Source organism: Vibrio sp. 2033, from assembly GCF_033339735.1.
On sequence record NZ_JAWOVC010000002.1, the window covers coordinates 445,101 to 468,107 of the forward strand.

The 23,007-nt window shown below is 44.5% G+C and carries 20 protein-coding genes; 6 read left to right on the plus strand and 14 right to left on the minus strand.

Going from position 1 to position 23,007, the window contains the following annotated elements; translation table 11 throughout:
* Positions 1-365 precede the first annotated feature (365 nt).
* Complete coding sequence (locus R7P74_RS05220) at positions 366-722, plus strand: MerR family transcriptional regulator (RefSeq protein WP_005375386.1); 357 nt, start codon at positions 366-368, stop codon at positions 720-722.
* A 58-nt stretch (positions 723-780) separates the two neighbouring features.
* A complete protein-coding gene (locus R7P74_RS05225; RefSeq protein ID WP_005375385.1) occupies positions 781-1,158 on the plus strand; it encodes a carboxymuconolactone decarboxylase family protein in 378 nt (125 codons plus the stop codon).
* 77 nt (positions 1,159-1,235) lie between these two features.
* On the opposite strand, the gene R7P74_RS05230 is transcribed toward R7P74_RS05225, so the two are convergent.
* A complete protein-coding gene (locus R7P74_RS05230; RefSeq protein ID WP_005375384.1) occupies positions 1,236-1,466 on the minus strand; it encodes a PAS factor family protein in 231 nt (76 codons plus the stop codon).
* Positions 1,467-1,748: 282 nt separating this feature from the next.
* On the minus strand, positions 1,749-4,175 hold the full coding sequence (locus R7P74_RS05235; RefSeq protein ID WP_225473245.1) for a M9 family metallopeptidase: 2,427 nt from the start codon (positions 4,173-4,175) through the stop codon (positions 1,749-1,751).
* A 448-nt stretch (positions 4,176-4,623) separates the two neighbouring features.
* Here R7P74_RS05235 and R7P74_RS05240 point away from each other — a divergent pair, with 448 nt between their 5' ends.
* Entirely contained in the window at positions 4,624-5,601 is a 978-nt protein-coding gene (locus tag R7P74_RS05240; protein WP_318122725.1) for a hypothetical protein, read from the plus strand.
* A gap of 31 nt (positions 5,602-5,632) precedes the next feature.
* Here R7P74_RS05240 and accD read toward each other — a convergent pair whose 3' ends face one another.
* The gene (accD, locus tag R7P74_RS05245) at positions 5,633-6,496 is read right to left on the minus strand and encodes an acetyl-CoA carboxylase, carboxyltransferase subunit beta (protein WP_017821534.1); all 864 of its coding nucleotides are present in this window, start codon (positions 6,494-6,496) and stop codon (positions 5,633-5,635) included.
* 141 nt (positions 6,497-6,637) lie between these two features.
* Between accD and R7P74_RS05250 the strand changes: the two genes are divergently transcribed.
* The gene (locus tag R7P74_RS05250; RefSeq protein ID WP_005375376.1) at positions 6,638-7,537 is read left to right on the plus strand and encodes a LysR family transcriptional regulator; all 900 of its coding nucleotides are present in this window, start codon (positions 6,638-6,640) and stop codon (positions 7,535-7,537) included.
* Positions 7,538-7,683: 146 nt separating this feature from the next.
* On the opposite strand, the gene R7P74_RS05255 is transcribed toward R7P74_RS05250, so the two are convergent.
* Complete coding sequence (locus R7P74_RS05255) at positions 7,684-9,243, minus strand: methyl-accepting chemotaxis protein (RefSeq protein WP_017635256.1); 1,560 nt, start codon at positions 9,241-9,243, stop codon at positions 7,684-7,686.
* A gap of 548 nt (positions 9,244-9,791) precedes the next feature.
* A complete protein-coding gene (locus R7P74_RS05260) occupies positions 9,792-10,868 on the minus strand; it encodes a nickel/cobalt efflux protein RcnA (protein WP_225473242.1) in 1,077 nt (358 codons plus the stop codon).
* Between the two features lie 135 nt (positions 10,869-11,003).
* Here R7P74_RS05260 and rcnR point away from each other — a divergent pair, with 135 nt between their 5' ends.
* Positions 11,004-11,276, plus strand: coding sequence for a Ni(II)/Co(II)-binding transcriptional repressor RcnR (rcnR, locus tag R7P74_RS05265; protein ID WP_005375370.1), 273 nt, complete (start codon positions 11,004-11,006; stop codon positions 11,274-11,276).
* Between the two features lie 266 nt (positions 11,277-11,542).
* On the opposite strand, the gene R7P74_RS05270 is transcribed toward rcnR, so the two are convergent.
* From R7P74_RS05270 to ltnD, 6 genes are all read right to left on the minus strand, one after another.
* On the minus strand, positions 11,543-13,036 hold the full coding sequence (locus tag R7P74_RS05270; RefSeq protein ID WP_005375369.1) for a GntP family permease: 1,494 nt from the start codon (positions 13,034-13,036) through the stop codon (positions 11,543-11,545).
* Positions 13,036-13,995, minus strand: coding sequence for a D-erythronate dehydrogenase (gene denD / locus R7P74_RS05275; RefSeq protein ID WP_017635260.1), 960 nt, complete (start codon positions 13,993-13,995; stop codon positions 13,036-13,038). Before denD ends, R7P74_RS05270 begins: the two co-directional genes overlap by 1 nt.
* A gap of 61 nt (positions 13,996-14,056) precedes the next feature.
* Positions 14,057-14,833 (minus strand): 2-oxo-tetronate isomerase, encoded by a 777-nt coding sequence (otnI, locus tag R7P74_RS05280; protein ID WP_130545818.1) that lies wholly within the window; start codon positions 14,831-14,833, stop codon positions 14,057-14,059.
* On the minus strand, positions 14,833-15,480 hold the full coding sequence (otnC, locus tag R7P74_RS05285) for a 3-oxo-tetronate 4-phosphate decarboxylase (RefSeq protein WP_005385078.1): 648 nt from the start codon (positions 15,478-15,480) through the stop codon (positions 14,833-14,835). The genes otnI and otnC overlap by 1 nt, the downstream gene beginning before the upstream one ends.
* A gap of 11 nt (positions 15,481-15,491) precedes the next feature.
* Complete coding sequence (otnK, locus tag R7P74_RS05290; RefSeq protein WP_213969429.1) at positions 15,492-16,748, minus strand: 3-oxo-tetronate kinase; 1,257 nt, start codon at positions 16,746-16,748, stop codon at positions 15,492-15,494.
* Positions 16,749-16,773: 25 nt separating this feature from the next.
* A complete protein-coding gene (gene ltnD, locus R7P74_RS05295) occupies positions 16,774-17,682 on the minus strand; it encodes an L-threonate dehydrogenase (RefSeq protein WP_005375356.1) in 909 nt (302 codons plus the stop codon).
* A 274-nt stretch (positions 17,683-17,956) separates the two neighbouring features.
* Between ltnD and R7P74_RS05300 the strand changes: the two genes are divergently transcribed.
* Positions 17,957-18,715 carry a DeoR/GlpR family DNA-binding transcription regulator gene (locus R7P74_RS05300; protein WP_005375354.1) on the plus strand — a complete coding sequence of 253 codons (759 nt, stop codon included), beginning with the start codon at positions 17,957-17,959 and terminating at the stop codon, positions 18,713-18,715.
* A gap of 177 nt (positions 18,716-18,892) precedes the next feature.
* Here the strand turns inward: R7P74_RS05300 and R7P74_RS05305 are convergent, their stop codons facing one another.
* From R7P74_RS05305 to R7P74_RS05315, 3 genes are read right to left on the minus strand one after another with little or no spacing between them, the layout of a single operon-like run.
* Positions 18,893-20,647: an ABC transporter permease subunit gene (locus R7P74_RS05305; RefSeq protein ID WP_374043581.1), complete on the minus strand. Its 1,755-nt coding sequence runs from the start codon at positions 20,645-20,647 to the stop codon at positions 18,893-18,895.
* Between the two features lie 4 nt (positions 20,648-20,651).
* Entirely contained in the window at positions 20,652-22,166 is a 1,515-nt protein-coding gene (locus R7P74_RS05310) for an ABC transporter substrate-binding protein (RefSeq protein ID WP_225473241.1), read from the minus strand.
* Entirely contained in the window at positions 22,156-23,004 is an 849-nt protein-coding gene (locus R7P74_RS05315; protein WP_225473240.1) for an ABC transporter ATP-binding protein, read from the minus strand. Before R7P74_RS05315 ends, R7P74_RS05310 begins: the two co-directional genes overlap by 11 nt.
* Positions 23,005-23,007: the final 3 nt, after the last annotated feature.

Consider the following 23,007-nt stretch of genomic DNA (forward strand, 5'->3'; position numbering starts at 1 on the left):
CACAGCGATAAATCGTTCTGAGTGAATAACGGGCACACGACATACAACCCGAACAGACCAACACAAAACTAAGGTATTGTTTTGATTAACAAAAACTTAAATTTAAAAAGATAGAACATAAGACCTATGTACGCCCTAAAATAGGCCCAAAGGATAAAAATAGCCAAGCCAACCCGTTGAGTAATCAATTGTTAATAAAACGAAACTGGCAGATGGATCACGTTTGGCGCGTTTCAAAAATCCAGTAAATCACCATACCTAGCGTTAAAAGACTAAAGATTTCTGTTTGTATCTGTCCCGAAATGACTTCAAAATGCGAAACTTAGCTTATCTCTATGGGGTATGCTCTACCTTGGAGGATAATAATGAATATCAAAGAATTTTCTGACCTCGTCGGGCTATCTGCTCATACACTTCGATACTATGAAAAAATCGGTTTACTTAAACATGTCCATAGAAACGCGAGTGGACATCGAATGTATAGTTCGAAAGATCTAAACTGGATAAGCTTTGTTAAGCGTTTAAAAGAAACTGCAATGCCACTTGAAGAGATTCTAGAGTATGCCAAATTAAGGGAAGTCGGCTCTCAATCTGTACCACAACGTCAAGCCCTGTTAGAACAACACCAAGAAAACCTCAAACGCCACATTGAGCAACAGAAAAAGCACTTATCGGCTCTAGAAGAAAAAATTGCCTTGTATAAAAGCGGAAAAGTTCGTTGACTTAGAGTTAACTCTAACGATTAAGGTGTGTTTACGTTTATTCACTAGGAACATACCGATGGAACAATCACGCTTTAACAAAGGATTAGAACTACTCTCTCAAATTGATGGCGACGCTGGTCATAATGTCATCGAAACCTTACAAGATATTTGTCCAGATTTAGCTCAGTACACCATTGAGTATCCGTTTGGCGATATTTATGCTCGCCCGGGCTTAGACCTAAAATCGAGAGAAATCGCAACCGTCGCCGCGCTAACGGCAATGGGGAATTGCGCGCCGCAACTAAAAGTGCACTTAAATGCAGCGCTGAATGTAGGCTGTAGCGAGGATGAGATTAAAGAGATCATTTTGCAGATGTCCGTCTACGCAGGTTTTCCCGCGGCATTAAACGGCATGTTTGCATTCAAAGAAGTGCTAGCGGAAAGAGCAGAGTAATAACGACGTTGAAATCAATTTAACCGCAATTAAAAACGGCCCTTGGGGTTCGGGCCGTGATTAAAACAACGAGTGAATTAGCGCTCAGGAGTTTCAAGCAGTTTAACCGCGCAATCTACCGCGTTGTTAATGCCTTGACTGCTCTCCAACTTGCCTGAACTTGCAGGACCAAGGGCACAAGAATACAAAGCCAGCTGCTTATCGAACGGCAGATCCAACTGTTCATAGAGATTTTGTCGGATTCTTGCATGTTGTTCTGGTTCTTGGTTAGCAAGGCTAATCAACGTTTCATAAATAAGCGTTTTCATGTCTTTCCCTTTTCACTTTATTGCACGGGGTGCATATATATTGTATCCATTTGGGAAGCACAAATCAGAAGCTAGGTCACAGAACGCGTCGCTAAAAAAGTTTATGTGCGCGGTAAATTGCAATACAAACCTAAAGCCGTTTAGAAAAAGGGCAACTGATAACTCGATAGATCAGCCGATTAACTAGCATTCGCCGCTGTTTGTTTATAATCGTGTCCGATATAAACAAAAACGTCGCTGTATCAGCGACGTTTTATCTCGACTTTAGTTAATCGAACCTGTTTAGTTGAAGTGCACTAGCATTTCAACGTCATCGCCTTGCTCTGGAGCCTGAAGAGCGAAGTGCACGTACCCTGCTTCAGTAACAGGAATCGCAAGGTATTCATTGCTGCCTGCATAGTTGGACGCATACTCGTGCTGCTCTACTGTAGGCCAATGCTCCCTACTCGCGTATAGATCGACATTACCAGTTTGAGAGTGAGCCGTTAGCCATACACGAACCTCTTCAACACCTTCAGGCACATAAACTGCTGCATAACGCTGCTTGTGAACGGTAAGCATTTTGGCTTCACCAGACTCTAATACCACAGGTGCTAAATCATCTTGCACTTGGGTTGGCGGTGTTTGCGCTTCCACTTCTAACGCAGCCACAAGATTCACTGAGTCATAGCTATCACGTCCAGTTAAGCTGATGTAGTAACGACCCGCTTTAACGTAACCATCTTGCTCTGGTTCAAACACAATCTCTTCATTGCTGCCATCAGCATATTGACTCATTTCGAAATCATAGTAATGCGCGACTTTGTTGTAGCTCATGTAAAGATCCGCATCACCCGCACCCTCAATAGATACATTGAAGTTAACGGTGTTGGCTGGAACATCAACGTAGAACAGTTTTTCGCTGTATGCTTCGCCACTGAGCTGAAGGCTTTGGTTCGCCGTCAATTCAGTCACTTGTGCTTCAGGGCTTGTTGGTTCTGTTGGCTCTTCTGGGTCTGTATCAGGTTGCTCAGGTTCCACTTTTAATGTGTCCAACCAACGTTCAAACTCAGCATCGTATTGTTGACCTAAAGACGTCACCTGCTGTGCCCATTGTTCGAACTGGCCAGAGCGCGACAATGCCAACAAGCTTTCGACGTCTTGTGGATGATTTTCTAACATGAATCGAACAGCTAGATAACCCCAACGATAGATACGATTGGTATCGTGAGAGTACGTGGTATCAAACACAGTGGAAAGGCTCAGTTTACCATCTGCAATCAGCTCAATCGCAGCTTGGTAACCTTGCTTGTAATGCATGTATTCAGCAAAACCTTCTAGCCACCAAACAATATGACCATGAGCCAAGTTATCGCTGAACGAACCGTATTGGTTAAATCGTGCATCTAAATAGTGCGTGTATTCATGTTCTAGGTTCAAGATAGAGAGATCTTCACCATTCGCGTAGCGATAAGCGACGAAACGCGCAGTATTGTTCGCTTTTGAAGGGTCACCTTCTAGGTACTGACCACCGTTGTCCGTGGTATTACCAAATAGAAATGAAGAGTAATCAACGTAACTAGCGTTACTCGCGAATACCGCCACTTCAACACGATCATTCAAATCATCAGCGACAGGTTGATTACCCGTATTCGCAACTCGATGGAAGTCGGCTTCTTTTGCCGCTAGCACTTCACACGCTTTCGCTGCTTGAGCATCGGTCAGATCTTCAGAGCGAATAATGGCAGGTCCCTGACATTCAAAACGATTTGGCATTACACGTGCAGCTAAATCTTGCTTGGCTTGCTCAATATTCAGACCATTTAGGCCTTCTGGTGCGTAGTAGCTCATCATTTCAACGGCAGCAAGCCATAGTTTGTCATGCTCACTACCCAGTGGATAACGCTGCATCACCTGTTGCATTACTGCCAATGCTTTGCGTTTGGTCTCCTGATCTGGGCTCGCGAGCAAACGACCAGTTTCACGTAATGCATTGAAAACGATAAAGCTTGCATCCGTATCTAATGCCCAAGCATTATCAGATGCAAATTTCACCAACGTATCAATATGGTGTGTATTGTTTGCCATGTATCGGTAGAACGCATCGTTCGCCGCATGGCCTGCCATAGAGCGGAACAAGTTGTTCAAACCATCGACCCATTGCGTGTCCTGCGCGGTTTCACGATTAAAGTGCATCAACGCGGCCATCATGCTATCCATGGTCAGCGGCAACTGCTTAACGTTATCAACCATCAAAGTCAGGCTCTTCATTGCACCAACTTGTTCACGACCCTGATCCAAAGCATGAGGGTTGTTTAGGAATAGGTTCGTCGACTGAGCAAAACGCTGACTCAACGCTTGCGAAAACTCAGGTGTACCAGTACCAGCGTTGTAGCGAACGTAGTAGGCCGCTCGAACAAATTCGCCTAGGTTCTCTAGAACACGGGCTTGATCTGCTTCACCACGATAGCGAGCGATTTCTTGATCCAGCGCGACTTGGATACGGCTTAGGCTCGCTTCACTATAGATATCATTCAGCGTTTCTGAAGGTGCTGAAAACCAAGCGTGGTAGCAATCATACTCAGCACCAGAAACGGCAGTAGCCAGATCTCGCGATTGTTGTAAATCAGCAACAGCACACTGATTTTGTGCAAAAGAGAAGCCAGACACACTCGCTAGCATACAAGCAAGCGCCAAACGATGGCGCGGGAAAAAACGGATATGAGACATAACAACACTCATTGATTATTAACATACATTGAGTGGGGATTTATATTCTTTACAGCTCAAACAGTGAAATCAGTGTCATAAAATTTATGAAACCGCTCCCAAAAATAGGTCTTTTACTCTAATTAAATGGGAGCAATCCCACTCCCCAAAAACTCACAATTATCAATAAAAACATTAATTTACCTTTTTCTAAATAACGACTTTATGAGGAAAATTGACCTTAAACGCCCCCCTTAACTCTTCCAGATAGAGTTCACGACAATCAAAGGTTCTAAATTAAATTTTGATGCTTGATACCATCTATTTTTATTTGTGACTCATTCCCAATAAGTCATCGAGTGCATATCAAAAGGCTGGCATTAATGGTAAATTCTCCGCCAAATCAAACACATTTACTCCTCCAGTCATTGATGAGTGAATAAAGCAGATATTTGGCTAGGGATAATACATGTCACTTTGGGGATTTTTGGGAGCGGGGATTGCCTACTTCATGACAACGTTTGCCTTTGTTTTTGGCGGCATTTTTTGGTTATGTGCTGAAGGTAATACATTAAGAGAAACAAAGCGCCAATCATCAATAATGTCCGGGGTTATTGCTTGTACTATTGGAACTTGGGTGCTTGCTTTTGGTGTTTACGTTTACGGTTACTTTTGGGATAACTCTTCTCACTATTATTTTTATTTGCTCGCTCCATGGGGACTTGCCATTTTTGGGGTAAAACTTCGTAACCGCTGGGTTAAGCAATACGCGCGTGTAAAACACGCAAAAGAAGAACAGTGGCAAAAGCGCTGGCGAGAATTATTAGGGGAAGATACTGAAGATCTTCCACCATATACACATGATTACGAGCTCTACTCGGGCATTTGGCAAGCCAATGAAGCGCTCCGAGAACAGTGTTTTGCGGCCCTTCCTCACGGGAAAGCAGTCTACGAGAGAGTGAAAGCCTTCCAAACGATGGCCTCCCACGCTGGTGACATAAACAATCAAGTTTTGCTGAGTAAACTCGATCAACTAGAGGATGAAATCATTCAAGTTCTTGAGCAACACTCGCAAAAGAAAGTAAGCATTGAAACTGGCGCTGGTACTTTACGCAAAGAGTCAAAACGCAATGTTTATCACCATGAGAATGGCCCAACAGAAGAGCAACTGTACGACTCAATCAACCTCCAACATGATTTGGATCGAGAGCTACGCAACATTATCTATGATCGGCTCGGTTACGATGGCGAAGATGAGTACTTTTTCCTCCAAGCGCCACTCGAAGAGCTTACCGAGAATGAAACCGCAATCAACTGGATGCTCTGGGGGTTAGTAAGCGACCATTTTGCTGTTGACCCATACCAAACGGCGTTGGATCTCAGCCTAATGAATGCGGAACCAAGATGGGGGCAAAATGAACGGTTTGTAATGATTACGGCTCAATAAACGCAAGTACTAAGTCTAACTTTAATACAACCTATTCTGAGACCACCCTCGCGTTGGTTAACTTAGCCAATAAGCGGCCAACGCGATCGCGCATTTCACGTCTATCGACAATCATATCTAGCGCACCATGCGCTAGTAAAAATTCACTTCGCTGAAACTCGTCTGGTAACTTTTCACGTACCGTTTGCTCAATGACACGTCTTCCCGCAAAGCCAATACTTGCTTTAGGTTCACCAATATTGATGTCTCCTAACATGGCTAAACTCGCCGAGACGCCACCATAAGTTTGGTCCGTCAATACTGAGATATAGGGTAATCTGTGCTCAGATAAGTGGTTTAACGCGGCGCTGGTTTTTGACATTTGCATGAGTGCCACCAAAGACTCTTGCATGCGCGCCCCTCCGCAAGCGGAAAAACATACTAACCCAGATTTTGTATTAATTGCGCTTTCAACTGCTCGGACAAACTTCTCGCCAACCACTGCGCCCATCGAGCCTGCCATGAAAGAGAATTCGAATGCACACGCAACAACAGGCAGCCCCAATAACTTGCCCTCCATCACCACCAACGCATCTTTTTCTCCAGTCGTTTTCTGTGCTAAAGCAATTCGCTCTTTATATCGCTTTAAGTCTTTAAAACCCAAAATATCTTGTGGCTCCAACTCACTTGCCAACTCTTGTTGTGTTCCATGGTCCAGAAAAGAGATCAACCTTTGACGCGCAGCCATTCTCATGTGATATGAGCATTTAGGGCATACTTCCAAATTTTCTTTTAACGCGGCACGATAAAGTATTTGTTCACACTCAGGACACTTTGTCCAAACGCCCTCAGGGATAGACGCTTTGCGCGAACCTATTATATTTTTATTCTCAAATAACCGTTCTAACCAGCTCATAAATTCACCACTATTGATTACGTTCTAGCGCGATATCTCGTTGTTTGTTCGCTTAAACTTGTAAATAAAATTGTATGTAACTTAGTACAGGGATAAAGTGCGATATGCTGGCTTGATAATCCAATAAAGTGGGATAATGAAATGTTTGATAACGTTGACCAAATCTGGTTAAAAAGTTTTCACTGTGTTTATGAGAACAACAGCTTTAAGCGAGCCGCTGAGTGTTTGAATATACCAACATCAAATATCAGCCGACACATTGCCCTGCTTGAAGAAAAGTTAAACATTAGGTTGTTCAATAGAACAACAAGGCGAATGACGCCTACCGAGGCTGGAGAAGAGCTCTATAGCAGCACTCGTCCGTTATTGGAGCAACTCAACGCCGCACTAGAAACGGTAACGCGCCACTCGCACACGGTAACAGGGGAACTGCGAATTCTTATGCCAGACACACCTGTACTGGCCAAAGCGGTTGTCACCTTTTGCACGCAATACCCGTCAATCTCTTTGTCTTGCGATACAACGCTAAACCCTAAAGATGATGTTATTGACAGCTTTGATGTCATTTTGAGTTTTCATAGAGGGACTTTGTCAGACAGTAACTGGGTGGCGAGAGAGATAAAACGCTGGCCCAGTGCCATTTTAGCCGCGCCTCAACTAATTGAGAAATACGCCACCCCTTACAAAATTACGGATCTAAGTCATGTTCCCTGCATCACGACGCTTACCGCAGTAAATGGTGCACCATGGGTATTCAGAAACCCTGTTGGGGGCCATATTACTCAAACTGTGCAATCTTCATTCAAAGTAAACAGCGGTCATCTCGCCAGATATGGCGCGTTATTAGGGCTTGGATACGCAATATTGCCAATTGAGTCATGCCAAAATGAGATCAAAAATGGTGAGCTAGAAATCGTCACTCTAGAGTACGAACCTGAGGATTTAGTGCTTTACGCCTTTTACTCGTCAAGAAAACATGTAGCTAAGAAAATATCTATGTTTGTTGAACATTTAAAGCAAAACGCAAAACTTAACGCCTAGCTAAGCTTTACTCAACTAATTTATCGTATTCTGTTTTATCGTCTAGAAAGGACAAACACCGCTAAGCGATTTGAGACTCGATTTCTCAAATAAAAAAGCCAGCAATTAACATTTACTGGCTTTTATTAAAGAGGGTCAGTTGGCGTTTAGATTCTAAACGCTCCTACGTGACGATCGAGTGTTCGCGATAGCTCCGCGAGTTGTTGACTTGATTCTTCTAGTTGCTCACTCGCTGTTAGCGCACTTTTCACTGAGTGGCTGACGGTATCCATGTTCATATTAATTTCGTTTGCTACCGTTGATTGCTGTTCTGTTGCGGTTGCTACTTGAGTATTGATATCTGAAATAGTCGTCACTTGTGCAGCTATTGCTTCTAAAGCCTGTCGAGCTAACTCAGTTTCTGCCGTTCCTTCTTCAATAAGAGTCTTACTATTACTCATTGAATTCACCGCACTTTGAGCTTCAGTTTGTAGCTGGTGAATCATATTGTCAATTTCATCGGTAGAATGAGCCGTTTTAGTCGCTAGGTTGCGAACTTCATCAGCGACTACTGCAAAACCTCGGCCGGCATCACCAGCGCGTGCCGCTTCGATAGCCGCATTGAGAGCCAATAGATTGGTTTGCTCCGAAATACCTCTAATCACCTCTAGAATACTACCAATCGACTGAGTATTTTCAGCAAGACTCACGATAATGTTGGAAGTGCTGTTCATCTCGTTTTCAAGATTAGTCATCGCCGTTTTGGTTCTTTCTAGCGTCGTGTAGCCATCTTGCGCTTCATTACTTGCTGCACTCGCAGCATTTGCCGCTCCGGCAGCATTGGAGGCAATTTCATTGACCGTCGCAATCATTTCGTTCATGGATGTGACAACCAGCATGGTTTGCTCGTTCTGCTCTTGCCCTCTTGTGAGCGCTTGTTGAGATTGCCCACGCAAAGCGACAGCTGAACTATTAAGCTCCACACCAGTATTTACAACTTGTGTAATAATCTCATGTACTTTCCCAACAAAAACGTTGAAAGCAGAAGAAATTTGCGCGACTTCGTCATTACCTTTCGCTGGCAAACGAACGGTTAAGTCTCCGTCTCCTTTTGAGATGTCTTGTAGAGCGTCTTTAAGCGCAGAAAGCGGTCTCATCAGTTTATTTAGCAGAAGTGACAGAATCAAAACACACATAACGAAGATCGCCACCATAGAGATCAACTGGTAAGTAATAATTCCATTCGTCGCTTGGCTCACTTCGGTAATAGGAATACCGATATCAAAAGTACCGTATAACTGACCATCCACATAAATTGGTGCCATGATGTCAAACACCCATACTTTCTGGACATCGGCATACCACTTTGAGTACTGTTGAACACCTCTCGTCGCGCCTTCAACAGTATATTCATCGTTATAGGTTTTGTTCAGCTTGTGCTTATCACTGTGGGCTACTGCCGTTACGTTACGGTCAATTACAACGGCATAACTCACGTCTGAACGTTGTTTCAGCCCCTCAACAAGCGATTGTAAATCTTGCATTGGATTGGCTGAGTTCTCCAAAATATAACTCGCATTTCCCGCTAGAAACTCAGCTTGAACTTGGGATTTGTTTAAGATGATGTCATCGATTTTCTGACTCGAAATTAGGTACGTTGATGCCATACTCGCCACGACAGCAATACCAAACATGGCGCAGACTGCTAATAAGATGATTCTTTTCATTATAATTGTCTCAATACAATTCAATTGATGCTCATTAATCGAGCGCTAAGCCTTTCTTCTCCAAAACCAACCAAACTGCATTTTGGGTCTGTTTGGCAGAGCAAGACATAACTTTATAACTATGTATCTGCTTGGTTCCCGATTACTTTAGACAGAAGGAAAAAAAGTCTTCAAAACGTCACATTTCTACGAGGTTTGGCGAAGGGACGAGTACGCAAAAGGAAACGTTTGCATAGTTAAATTTAACTATGCGACCAAATTGGTATCGAACATTAAAGAAAAGAGTTCTAATTAGCGTTTTGCCGTCGGGAGCGCTGTGGTCAGTGCTCCCGTTTTATCATTTAGTATCTCAGATTCAGATATTAGAGCCACAATCGCAGCGGTTGTAATCCGAGATGCTTGGTGAAGCGAGAATGACTTGGTTTGTAGATATGGCAGCGATGTCAGATCGAGTGATTCTCAATAAAGAATCGGCAGCAAAATAGGCAAACCAAGGCATTAAGCCATTGCCCATAAAAAAGAAAGGAAAAGAATCTTTACCACAGAGTTTAACTCGTCAGCGATATGTATCCATGCATACCCATGTACAAACCAACTGCACTGATCAAGACGCCCGATAAGTAAGGAGCTCGACGTGCAACATCATTCAAACCGCTCCATTTAGATGTCGCTTTTTGCACGCCCACTGCTGCCACAACGCCAACAGCAACCAGAGTCAAGGCTAAGCCAATACTGAATGACACAACTAAAGTCGCACCAAGAGTCATTGCCTTAAGCTGCAAACAGATAAGCAAAACCGTTACCGCAGCAGGGCATGGAATCAAACCGCCCGTTAATCCAAACAGCAGAATTTGCCCATTCGTCACGTCTCGATTCTCAAAGCGTTTTTGAATGTCTAAAGCGTGATCGCGTTCGTGAGCATCTTGATATTCCTTATCTTCGCTTTCTAAATGAGAACCAGGACGGAAATGTACATCAAAGTCATGGGTATGATCATGGTGCCCGATGATCAAAGTGACAGAAAGTCCATTAGAGACTTCAATGCAAGACGCCGATTCCAAGTATCCATCACGCTCTATAAAGTGATAAATATCAGCAGGTTGATAACCATCACTCGCTACCGAAACCTTGATACCTTCAGCAGTTAAAGGTTTACCGCTGAGTGTTCGCAACTGGAAACGGTGATGCTCCCCTTCCTCTGTAATCGAAAGCGAAACATGCCCATGTCCTGTATCCACAACTTGCGTCGTCCAATCGCGAGCATGATCCTGAGCTTTGTTCCAAGCTCGCTCATCGCTCCATGTCCGCCAAAACATCCATACGCCGGTTGTCACGATAATGACCCCAGAGATAAGTTGCATCCATGGTTCAGCCGCTTCAGCGGTGAATTTCTGGCTAACATACATCCCGCCAACAGCGATTAACCATACAATTGCAGTGTGAGAAAGTGTGGCAGCTAAACCCAGCATCACGGCTTGTTTGACCGTTCCTTTCACCGCGACAATGAACGCCGCCATCATCGTTTTAGAGTGCCCAGGTTCTAAACCGTGCAAGGCGCCAAGCAAAATGGCACTGGGAATAAAGAACCACCCATTACCTTGTTGTAGTAACGCGACAAAATCCATTGTTGTTCTATGTTGTTGATTCTAATTTATCGCAAACTATACTCCCCCCTAGTATTAAATACTACCCCCCAGTATAAATTGAGTGCTACATTATCAGTTAGAATAACTCGGCCCGTAACGTAAAGAAGATAAGACATGTCGCATACAACCAGAGATCAAAAGAAGCTCAACACTCGAGTCAGTAAAATACAGGGTCAGGTGAATGGACTTAAAAAAATGCTGGAAGAAGAGCATGAATGCCAAGATGTGTTGCAGCAGATTGCCGCTATTCGGGGAGCAGTAAATGGTTTGATGCGAGAAGTAATTAAAGGTCACTTACTTGAACACGTCGTACTTGAGGAAGACAAAACTCAACGTGAAAAAGATATGGAAGTCGTATTAAAAGTACTGGACTCTTATATAAAGTAACCCTACTTCGCTAGAGTAAAATCACTAGAGTTAAACTCGAATAGATCCTTTATAGGTAATCGCTTACTAAGCGGGAAATAACAATTCCATTTCATATTGATTAAGTTGAAAATGGAACCTATATCGGTTCAAGTTAAATAGTTTATTTATAAGAACTAAAACGGCCCAAACATAGGGCCGTTCATATTATTAACAATCTCTAAACCATCTGATAAAAATACATGTTGTGATAGGTTTTTACTTTATGGAAGAGTACAAGTAAACCTTTATACCTCTTGTAATTCGACGTGCTTAGCGCTGTAAGATTTTGTAAATGCAACACACCCCAAAAGTACAGCAAGTGGTAACACGGGATCAAAGATTGAACCATGAGATCCGAAGAATAAGTTAAGAATCATGACTAATGAACCACCAATAGCCCAAGCAATTGTTGTTGGAATAGTCCAAATAATGAGTTGTTTCTTAACCTCGGTCACCCCCATTAGTCGATTAACAATATGGAATAACGAGTCATTAAAGTAGCCAGCAAATAGAGATCCCATCGTAGCTGCCGTCGCTGCGAATAAAAGATTAACGTCAGGAATATTTACTAAAACTGGGGCAGATATAGAAGCAGCGGTTATCATGGAGACTGTACCAGAGCCCTGAATAATACGAACTAACGTCGCAATAATAAATGGAATCATAACCGCAGAAATAGGAAGCCCTGCAACTTGGTTAGCAATCTCTGCGCCCGCACCCGTTTCACGCAATACGGCACCTAACGCGCCACCAGCTCCTGTTACTAGCAAAATGATGCCACAAGTGGAGATTCCTTGTTCCATCTTTTCATTCGCTTCTTCTTTGGTAAGGTTATTACCCAATGTGTAAACCGCTAATAACGTCGCTATTGATAGTGCAATAGTAGGGCTGCCGATAAAAGCGATAAATTGACCAAATGTTGTTGCAGTCAGCCCTTCGAAACCGAAAGTCCCCTCTAATAAACCCATCACTGATTTCGCAAGTATAAGTAAAATTGGGATAATAATTGGAGCGATAGATTTACTTAAAGATGGTAGGTCTTTCGCTTCTTTACTTGCAATGTACTCTTTGTGATCATTAATCAGTTGCTCACTAGACTTCGAGAAATGTTCGGTTGGAATGAATTCAGGAAACTGCTTTTCTAACCATCTTGCATACCAAACAATACCCATGACACAAGGCGCTGCGATCATCAAACCAAAACCTAACATGCTGGCAAGATCGACACCAAAGATACCAGCAACTCCCAAAGGCCCTGGAGTCGGCGGAATAGCGTGATGCGCTACGACCAAGCCGCCCGCCAGAGCAACCGTAAGCGTTAAAATCGAGCGATTGGACGTTTTTGACAAAGACTTCGCTATTGGATAAAGAATGATAAGCGCGCTATCCACAAAGATTGGGATGCTAACAATATAGCCAGTTACAGCAAGAGCGGCCTCTTCTTTCTTTTTTCCTAACCACTTTATAAAATTATAGGCAATACTTTCTCCTGCTCCAGAAGCCTCTAAAATAGCCCCCATCATAACGCCGAGACCGATGACAATCCCTATACCGCCTAATGTTCCACCAAATCCTTTGCTAACGGTCGCAATCGTGTCGTCAACACTTAACCCACCAATAATACCTGCGATACATGCCGCAATTAACATCGCAATTAACACATGTACTTTTGTACGTAATACAAGAAAAACAAGGACTGATACGGCTACTATTAGTCCAATTACTGAGGTTGGTAACATTAGACAATCTCCATATTGTTAACAGAAATAAATTGTTGTAATACATCCTTGAAATTACTGTCTGCTTTAAATCCAAGCTCCAGTTCTTTAGTACAATCAATTTTTTGTGGCCAACTACTCACAATACGATCAATACCCGCATCATGCTCATAGGTAATATAATTAGAAAGTTGTTTACCCATTAGAGTGTCCATTGTTTGAATCATCTCAGCTGGTGTAGTTTGAATACCAGGTAAATTAAGCGTTCTATAGGACAGATTATTTAACTGCTCATAAGGCATTAGCCCTGCATATTGAATATTGTCCACCACTCTAGACGGGCTCGATATCCAAAGTTTTAGCGTAGGGTCTACAGGACAATTTGATTCTTGAGCATTCAAAGGCTCACGAATAATTCCGCTTACGAAAGAGCTAGCGGCAAGGTTTGGTTTCCCAGGGCGAATACAAATAGTCGGTAAACGTACGGATACAGCTTTAACAAAGCCTTTACGGGCATAGTCGTTCACCAATAACTCACCTATAGCTTTTTGCGTCCCGTAGGATGACTGAGGATGAAGTGCTGTTATTGGTGTAATCGTTTCCGGAAGATCACCACCAAATACAGCTAAAGATGAAGCAAACGTAAAACGAATATTAGGGTTTACTTTACGGCAACGCTCAAGCAATAACTGTGTGGTCGTCAGATTTACAGCTACGCCTAAATCAAAATCTTGCTCAGCATGGCTCGATACAATTGCCGCTAAATGAAAAATGTGTGTCGTTTCGGCAGTAATAACTTGGTCTATATTTTCTCGCTTTGTCATATCCATGACTAAAGAAACGACTCGGTCATCAATGCCCTCTAAGCGCGACTTTTGAATGTCGACAATAGTAATACTTTCAGCTTTGTTTTCTTTTAGTAGTGATTTGGCAAGTAGGGTTCCGAGAAAACCCGCCCCTCCAGTTATGATAATATTCATAGTCACGACCCTTTGTTTTTGTAATTGGTTTCAAGTTATTTATGGATAGAAATTAAAATTGTTATAGGTATGGTTTAACCCAACTAAGGCCCAGCTGCGTGCTATGCCTTGGGTTGTATTCACAACCGATCCAGCCTTGGTAACCAGAGTCATCCAAAACATTGAATAGGTGTGGGTAATTCAGTTCGCCTTCCGATGGTTCGTGCCTTTCAGGCACAGAAGCAATTTGAATATGGCCTGTGTATGGCGCCACATCGCGAATCAACGTACTCAGATCACCGTCCATAATTTGTGCGTGATAGAGATCGAGCTGCAATTTCACGTTTGGACGAGCCACTTGTTTGATGAGTTCCACCGCTTCACGTTGATGTGCAACAAAGTAGTTCGGTACATCGCGATTGTTGAGTGGCTCAATCATCAGCTCAACACCATGTTCGGCAAACTTATCCGCTGCATAACGAATGTTTGAGATAAAGGTTTCAATATGCTGATCACGAGTGAAGCGAGAATCAACAATGCCAGACATAGCGTGAACCTTTTTACAGTTCAGTGCCTTGGCGTACATCAGAGCAGTCTCGACGCTCGTTTTAAATTCATCCTCACGCCCCGGAATAGCTGCAAAACCTCGTTCACCTGCATCCCAATCACCTGGAGGCATGTTGAATAACGCTTGCTCAAAACCAAACTGCTGTATCTTGCTTGCTAGTTTTTGCGCTTCGAATGCGTATGGGAAAAGGTATTCCACCGCTTTGAAGCCCGCTTGGTGTGCTTTTTCGAAACGATCTAGAAAAGGAACTTCTGTGAATAACATTGTCAGATTTGCCGCGAATTTAGCCATTACTTACCTCTCCCTTTTAGGTCTTGAATCTCAGTATCCGTTAAGTAGCGGATGTTGCTGTCTTTAAGAATGAACGCTAGCTTCGCTGTCTCTTCTAGCTCTTCTGCGTTATCCACTGCATCTTCAAAGTCCGTACCCGTGATCACTGGACCATGGTTCGCCAGGAGGAAAGCTCGGTAGTCACTTGCCCGCTGCGCAAGTTCTTCAGCAATCTGAGGGTCGCCCGGGCGCAGGTACGGAATCACTGGCAGTTCGCCAATGCGCATTACAAAGTAAGGTGTGAAAGCTTTGATGGCATTCTCGCGATCTAAACCTTCAAGACAAGAAAGCGCCGTCAAGTAAGTAGAATGTAGATGCACAATCGCATTACACTTTGAGTTATTTCGATAAATCGCCAGATGAAAAGCCACTTCTTTTGATGGCTTTTCACCAGAGATATGGTTGCCATCAATATCCACAACCGAAAGCTCTTCAGCAATCAAGCGGCCGAACGAAGAACCAGTTGGCGTTGCCAGAAAGTGTCCATTAGGCAGTTTTAGAGAAAGGTTGCCAGCGCCGCCAGTCGCATAGCCACGTTCAAACATAGAGCGCGCCATAGTGACCATTTGCTCTCGCAGTTGTTGTTCTGTCATCAATTCTTTATTCATCACAACCTCACCTATTCAAAAAACGACTGTGCTTTGGCAAAGAAGTGTTCATCGCCGAAGTTGCCCGATTTCAGAGCCAAAGAAAGCTCGCCTTCAAGTGACTTCACCCAAGGTACACCTGGTGCGATTTGAGGACCGATATGAAAACCTTTTACGGCTAGGCTTTGGGTTACAACCCCTGAGGTTTCCCCACCCGCAACGATGAAATTTTTCACACCGTGCTGCTGAAGTTTGATTGCAAGTTGGCTAAAGAATTGTTCAACCGCGTGACTTGAAGCATGCGCGCCAAACTCTTGTTGAATCGCTTTTAACGCCGCTGCATCTGCGGTTGCGTAAACCAGTGGTGCGAACTCGCTTTCGATGTTGGTCATGACCCAATCAAACACTTGATTTGAGTAATCTTCTTCCGTCAGACACGCCTTCACATCAATAGCAAAGTGTGGCGCTTTTTCTTTGTAAACAGCGACCTGTTGGTTGGTCATGACAGAACAAGATCCAGATAACACAACGGTTGGTGCCTTTTTAGGGTTCCCCCCTTGCTTCGCATCACTTTGATCTTCAAGGTTCTCTATCCAGTTCTTAGCAATACCCGCAGCCAAACCAGAACCACCAGTTACCAGTTTTAGAGACTTCGCCGCTTGGCCAAGTGTGACAAGATGCTCTGCATTGAATGCATCAACCACTGCATAGCGGTTGCCTTGTACTTTTAGCTCTTCAAAGCGCTCAATTACCGCTTTTGGACCTTGTTCAATTATTTGGAAGTTCACCAGGCCAGATTTGCCTTGAGATTGAGCATCCATCATACGAACTAGGCTTGAATCAGTCATTGGGGTCACAGGGTGATTACGCATACCTGAGTCGCTTAGCAAGTCTTGGAATACAAATAGATGGCCGTTGTAAACTGTGCGACCATTCACTGGTAATGATGGGCATACAATGGTGAACGCTTCACCTAGCTCTGCAAGCAGTGCATCCGTTACAGGACCAATGTTACCTTCTGCTGTGCTGTCAAACGTTGAGCAGTACTTGAAGTAAAACTGCTGACAGCCATTTGCTTGCAGCCACTTAAGCGCTGCTACTGAATCCTCGATTGCCTCATCTACAGGACAAGAGCGAGATTTAAGACTGATCACGACCGCATCTGCGTTTACATCAATCTCTTCTTTTGGAATACCGTTAAGCTGAACTGTGCGCATGCCGTTTTCTACAAGAAAACCTGCGATGTCTGTTGCGCCAGTAAAGTCGTCTGCGATAACGCCTAATAACATCATTTTTTCTCCGTTTTACGTGCGCTTATTTCTGTTTGTTTTCTACACCTGGAAGCTCAATACCATCAAAAATCTTGATAACGGCACTGTCGTCCTCCTGCCCAAAACCAGCATTGCTTGCACTCAAAAACATGTTTAGTGCTGTGCTTGATAGAGGAAGTGGAAATTTGAGATCTTTTGCTGTGTCCGATACGAGGTTTAAATCTTTCACAAAGATGTCGACCATAGATTTAGGGGAGTAGTCACCATCAACTACATGCTTCATGCGGTTCTCAAACATCCAAGAGTTACCCGCTGCATTCGTCACCACGTCGTACATCAGGTCAAGAGGAATGTTTGCACGTGCCGCTAATGCCATTGCTTCAGCACCAGCTGCGATATGAACACCTGCTAGCAATTGGTGGATAATCTTCACAGTTGCGCCTAGGCCAATCGCTTCACCGATGTTGTAGACTTTAGCTGCCGTTGCGTTGAGTACTGGTTCAAGTGCATCAAATGTGCTTTGCGCTCCCGACGCCATAATAGTCATCTCACCTAATTCTGCTTTTGCAGCACCACCAGATACCGGTGCATCAAGCATCACAAGGTTGTGTTCTGCCAATTTCGCTTCAATTTGTTTTGCGTCTTCTGCTGAGATGGTTGCTGAAACCATTACTGGCGTATTCGGCTTAAGCGCTGTAGCAAGACCGGTTTTGAACAAGACCGTGTTAACTTGAGCTGCGTTCACAACAAGAACTAGAACCGAATCAAGCTTATCTGCAAACTCAACTGCATTTGTAGAAACAGCTTTTGCACCGAATGAACCTAACTCTTCAAGCGCTTGAGAATTTAAATCGAAACCATAGACATCTAGGCCTGCACGCACACATGACTTTGCGGCGCCCATTCCCATAGAGCCTAAACCGATAACACCTACAGATTGAACTTCACTCATAAAAACAATGCCTTCTGGTCTATTAAACTTTGTTAATTCTTGTTTGGTTGATGTGATTATATGTGAAGATTAATACTAAGACCTCGCTTTGAATCACATTTTTTCACACAAATTAACAATATCGTGATATATACCTCTTTATGGGCAGAGATAATCCGAGCAGTTAACACAAGCGAAGGCTGTTCTTACAACGTTGAGAACATAATTCACAGATATTCACAACAAATGAAAAGATTGGTAGGATACTGAAAAACAAGAATATAGAAGTGAAACTATGATCCCAGCAGAACGTCAAAGAACCATATTATCCCTGTTATCACATCAAGAAGTGTTAAGCATTTCAGATTTAACCGACCACCTTGGCGTATCACATATGACCATTCGTCGTGATATCGTGAAGCTTGAATCCTCAGGTAAAGTCGTTTCTGTTTCTGGTGGAGTGCAACTCGCTCAAGCTCTACATTCCGAACTTTCCCATGATGCGAAGGTCGAGCAACAAGCGGATGAAAAAATTCAAATTGGTAAGCTGGCGGCTACGTTAATTGGTCAAGACGCTACGATTTACTTGGATGCGGGAACAACCTCTCTAGAAATCGCCCATCAAATAGCAAATCGTAATGATCTTTTAGTGATCACCAATGACTTCTCTATTGCTGCTTTCCTTATGACGCACAGTGAATGTGAGCTTTACCACACAGGGGGAAAAATTGACCGCGAGAACCAATCCACCATTGGAGGAAAAGTCGCAGAGTTCTTGAATGGGCTAAATATTGATATCGCCTTTATTTCGACTTCATCTTGGAGCTTGAAAGGCTTATCAACACCTAATGAAAATAAAGTTCTCGTTAAAAAAGCAATCATCAAGGCGGCACAAACCAATTATCTGATCTCAGACTCAACTAAATACGGTCAGATAGCGAGCTTTCATGCATTAGACATCGAGCAATTGGACGGAATTATTACCGATCGAAACCTATCCGAAGTGGTCACTCAAGAGTTAACGGATAAAGGATTACGTGTGTATAAAGAGTAACACTACCTAAACATCTGAGTTCGCGTAACTTTTATACTCGTTAATTTATAGGTGCTTCCAATATACATAGACCGTGCTGTGTACTTTCTGGCAGAAAACACATCCTTTTGTTTTCTAAATTACCAAATTACTGATTACATCTGGATATGGAAGCTCACTTCGCTTTATCGCTGCTCGTCACTTGTCATCAAAAATCAAATTCACCGCAATTGCCATCAAAACCAAGCCTGAGATTGGCAGTAAGACACCCAATGGTGAGCGCTCTATGTAAGGCAAGTTTTCAGCAATCAATAAGCCCCACTCAGGTTCTGGCGGCTTAACGCCAAGTCCGATAAAACTCAGAGAAGTCAGGCTGAGCGTAATGTAAGGCAAACGCAGAAACGCATGACGAATCAATGGCGGCAGCACATAAGGCAACAAGTAGTAACGGAGTACTCGCCACTGACTGGTTCCCCAAATGGGCGCAAGATGCGTGTAAGGCTGCGCTTTGGCTTCCATCAACAAACTTGCACAGTGCGCCGCTAATGGTGCCCATGACACCATAACAATCGCAATCAAGGCACTGTTTGGGTTCATCCCCGTTAGACCAGCAATCAGCAGACCCGCCACAATGTATGGCACACCTTTGGTGATCTCAATTAAGCCTTGGCTATAACGAGTCACGAAGCCGAGCAACAAACCAATCACCAAACTTAGGAACGTTGCGATGATGCCCATTTTGATTGTCGACATCATACCGCCGCCAACACGAGCAAGCAGATCTCGCCCGACCGCATCGGCACCAAACGGTGCTGCTAAGCTTGGCGATTCAAGGCGGGTAAATTGGATGGTGTAAGGATCGCGCATTAAGGCCCATCCCGCACAACCAATCAGCAAGGCAAAGATTGTCGCACTGACAATACGTTTGGTGGTGCTTTGGGTAAAACGGAACGTACTGTGACTGCTGATCAACTTGCCACTCGTGACACTGTGCCCGAGTAACCAGCGTTGCAATAAGATGCTCGCACTGCTGATCAACATCGAGAACACCAGCAACACTAACAAACCACCTTGCAGCATCGGCAGATCTTGTGACTTCGCCGCGCCTAAGATCAATCGTCCGATACCCGGAATGGAAAACACTTGCTCCACAGCAACCGCACCGCCGGTTAAACCAATCACCGTCATTGCGATTTGAGGAATCAAGTTACTAACAGCACGCCACAAGGCAAAGCGTAATATTTGAAACTGACTGACGTTCGCCGATAGCCAAGTGATCACCCAAGGTTCATCTAATACACGCTTGAGGCTGTCATTGAGCAAGCGACCGAACAAGCCAGCAGCAGGCAATGCCATTGCCAAACTTGGTAGCCAGAGGTTTTGCACGCCTTGCCAACCATAAGGCGGGAACCAGCCCAACCAAATGGAAAACACCATGATTAGCAATGAAGCAATCACGTACTCAGGCAATGAAACCAACACCGAACTGAGCGTGTCATGATGTTTGTCTAAACGATTCTGTTGCCAACGACGCACAGTGTAAAGCACGCTCGCCATGCACATTACAAATGCCATACCTAACGCTGTAACCATCAGTAATAGCGACGTTTTTGCGGTTTGTTGAACGCTCTCCATTACGGATGCGCCACTCACCCAAGAGACACCTAAGTCACCTTGCATGGCAAGCGTCAACCAATCCCACAGTCGCTCAGCAGCGCTGCGGTCAAGTTGAAGATCTTCTCGAATTGCTTGCAGAGCTTCTGCCGTCAGCAATTGTTGAGCCCCCGCACGGGCACGGAGGATTGATTGGCTTGGATCGATACCGGCAATATCCGGCATCAAACCCACCAGCACAACCACTACCCCGAGAGACAGGAAGCGCGACAAAAAACGCGTAAACCATTCAGGCATACAAGCGCTCCAACGAGAGCGCATGTTGGCAACAGACGACATCGAGTTAGTTCACCTCAGTAAACTGGTCGATCAGGCGACGCTCACGTGGGTCACGTTGTGCGTTCTTCACGCGGTCACTCTCACCTTGGATTACGCGCTCGTGAAGCAGTGGAATCACAGCGTATTGCTCAAGGATTTTGCTTTCTGCTTCGATGATCGCTTGTTGGCGTTTCTCACCCAATGGCTGACGATCAGCGTGTTTCAATGCAGCATCCACTTCTTCAGAGCAGAACTGACCTAGGTTGTAAGAACCTTTACAGCTAAAGTCACTTTGCATGTACGCCACTGGGTCACCAGAATCCAGCACTGTTGCACGTGACAACAAGAACGCATCGAACTTACCTGCTAGTGCATCGTTTTCGATTTGTGCGTATTCACGAACGTCTAGTTCAACCACAAAACCAGCCGCTTCAAGTTGTTGCTTTAGGAGCACCGCCACTTCTGGCAACTCTGCACGGTCGGTAAACGTACCAATGGTGATCTTCTCACCATTCGCGTGGCGCATTTCCATAGTTTCCATACGAGGGTTCGCATCACGAATTGGTTGAGCCCATGCCAATGCAGGACCTAACAAACCTTTCGCTGAGTCGGCGTGGTTCTCGTAAACCGTTTTGATGATTTGCTCACGGTTAACCGCTTGAGCCGCTGCTTTACGCAAACCGAACTGGCTAAACACATCTGATTTGTTGTTTAGGTAAAGCGTGTTGGTACGCGGCATTGCCACTTCGTGCAGCTGTGAAGATTCCATCATCGCGATTTGCGATACAGGAACCGCTTCAACGACATCCGCCTCACCGGTACGCAGCGCTGCAGCACGAGCAAAACCGTTTGGTACGTATTCCGCAAAAATGCTATCTACTTTCGCTTTTTCACCCCAGTAACCATCAAAACGCTTTAATTTAGCGCTGGTTGTCCCGTTGATTTCTGTCAGAACGAATGGACCCGTACCCGCATTGATTGGCACAACACGACCGTTTTTTTGATATGCAGCACCAGAAAGGATCGCTAGCTGTGGGCTAGATAGACGGCTTGGCAACAATGGATCGTTAAAGGTCGTTTTGATTTCAACAGTGAAGTCGTCCAATGCGCGAACTTGCCATTCGATACCATCCAAAATGCGTGGCTTTGGTGCGGCATCTAATGCTTTTTGTAGAGAGTTCACGACCGCGTTGGCATCAAGGTCAGAACCATCGTGGAATTTCACGCCCTTACGTACCGTAAATTGCCACGTCATCGGGTCAACTTGTTCCCACTCTGTTGCCAGCATAGGCTCTGCTACCGACTGATCGCTAAGGTTCACTAGCGTTTCTGCTGTGCTCCAACGTGACAGTTTGAACGCGTCATCTGAAAGTGGCGACAAACCTGTGCGTGGTGGTTGCATCATGGCAACGCGAATTTCCGTTGCTTGCGGTGCAGCTGCTTTTTCCGCTTCTGGCTTGCTTTCGCCAGAGTCAAAACAACCCGTCAGCAGTGCGCTTAAAGCCAGCGACAAAGCTAACTTGGGAGTACTAAGGTGCATAAGAAACCTCTCCAATGGTTTTTGTGAATTCATTACTTTTGTGTTGAGCGCTCATCAAGGCTCTCGTGATCAAGTGCGATGGGTTAGTTGTCACGTTTTGTGCTGTGCCGTGCTCGACAACGCGTCCTTTGTCTAACACCAGGATTTCATCGCATAGGGTTTGTGCCGCATCGAGGTCGTGTGTCACCAAAATCAGGCGCATCTGACGACTCTTTTGAATGCCTGCCAACAAGTCGAGAATCTGTTTACGACTGACGGGATCTAGGCTGCTGGTTGGCTCATCGGCAACCAACACGCAAGGCTCAACAATTAAAGCTCTGGCGATAGCCACACGTTGCGCTTGCCCAACTGATAATTGCTGCGGGTTACGATCTAACAATGCGAGATCCAAACCGACATCCGCCAAGACCTTTTCCACCTTCTCGTTAAGTTCTTGCGTTAAACCAATGTTGCTCAAAGGCTCCAGTAAGATCTGGCGAACGGTGTAGTACGGATTCAAGCTAGACTGCGGCTCTTGCGGGATCAGCTGAATGTGCTGACATAACTCTTGGCGCCGCTTAGCCGAGCTACGCGATAGCGGATAACCACACACATACACTTCACCAGATGTGGGTTTACGAAGACCGAACAAAAGCTCAATCAAGGTCGATTTACCCGCACCAGAAGGACCAACAATCGCAATGTTCTGTGTATCAATGGCAAGATCCAATTGTTCGAGCGCTTTAAACGGCTTGCCCCCTAACCAACTTGGTTTGGAGTAATAGTGAACACTGGCTTGCTCAAAGCGAACTTCCGCCGATTTAGGCTGCGTGTGCCCGATCAAGTTGTGCTTAGTCAAAAT

Coding starts and splice junctions, on each gene's coding strand:
- R7P74_RS05220 (WP_005375386.1), top strand. CDS start 366: ATGAATATCAAAGAATTTTCTGACCTCGTCGGGCTATCTGCTCATACA.
- R7P74_RS05225 (WP_005375385.1), top strand. CDS start 781: ATGGAACAATCACGCTTTAACAAAGGATTAGAACTACTCTCTCAAATT.
- R7P74_RS05230 (WP_005375384.1), bottom strand. CDS start 1,466: ATGAAAACGCTTATTTATGAAACGTTGATTAGCCTTGCTAACCAAGAA.
- R7P74_RS05235 (WP_225473245.1), bottom strand. CDS start 4,175: ATGTCTCATATCCGTTTTTTCCCGCGCCATCGTTTGGCGCTTGCTTGT.
- R7P74_RS05240 (WP_318122725.1), top strand. CDS start 4,624: ATGTCACTTTGGGGATTTTTGGGAGCGGGGATTGCCTACTTCATGACA.
- accD (WP_017821534.1), bottom strand. CDS start 6,496: ATGAGCTGGTTAGAACGGTTATTTGAGAATAAAAATATAATAGGTTCG.
- R7P74_RS05250 (WP_005375376.1), top strand. CDS start 6,638: ATGTTTGATAACGTTGACCAAATCTGGTTAAAAAGTTTTCACTGTGTT.
- R7P74_RS05255 (WP_017635256.1), bottom strand. CDS start 9,243: ATGAAAAGAATCATCTTATTAGCAGTCTGCGCCATGTTTGGTATTGCT.
- R7P74_RS05260 (WP_225473242.1), bottom strand. CDS start 10,868: ATGGATTTTGTCGCGTTACTACAACAAGGTAATGGGTGGTTCTTTATT.
- rcnR (WP_005375370.1), top strand. CDS start 11,004: ATGTCGCATACAACCAGAGATCAAAAGAAGCTCAACACTCGAGTCAGT.
- R7P74_RS05270 (WP_005375369.1), bottom strand. CDS start 13,036: ATGTTACCAACCTCAGTAATTGGACTAATAGTAGCCGTATCAGTCCTT.
- denD (WP_017635260.1), bottom strand. CDS start 13,995: ATGAATATTATCATAACTGGAGGGGCGGGTTTTCTCGGAACCCTACTT.
- otnI (WP_130545818.1), bottom strand. CDS start 14,833: ATGGCTAAATTCGCGGCAAATCTGACAATGTTATTCACAGAAGTTCCT.
- otnC (WP_005385078.1), bottom strand. CDS start 15,480: ATGAATAAAGAATTGATGACAGAACAACAACTGCGAGAGCAAATGGTC.
- otnK (WP_213969429.1), bottom strand. CDS start 16,748: ATGTTATTAGGCGTTATCGCAGACGACTTTACTGGCGCAACAGACATC.
- ltnD (WP_005375356.1), bottom strand. CDS start 17,682: ATGAGTGAAGTTCAATCTGTAGGTGTTATCGGTTTAGGCTCTATGGGA.
- R7P74_RS05300 (WP_005375354.1), top strand. CDS start 17,957: ATGATCCCAGCAGAACGTCAAAGAACCATATTATCCCTGTTATCACAT.
- R7P74_RS05305 (WP_374043581.1), bottom strand. CDS start 20,647: ATGTCGTCTGTTGCCAACATGCGCTCTCGTTGGAGCGCTTGTATGCCT.
- R7P74_RS05310 (WP_225473241.1), bottom strand. CDS start 22,166: ATGCACCTTAGTACTCCCAAGTTAGCTTTGTCGCTGGCTTTAAGCGCA.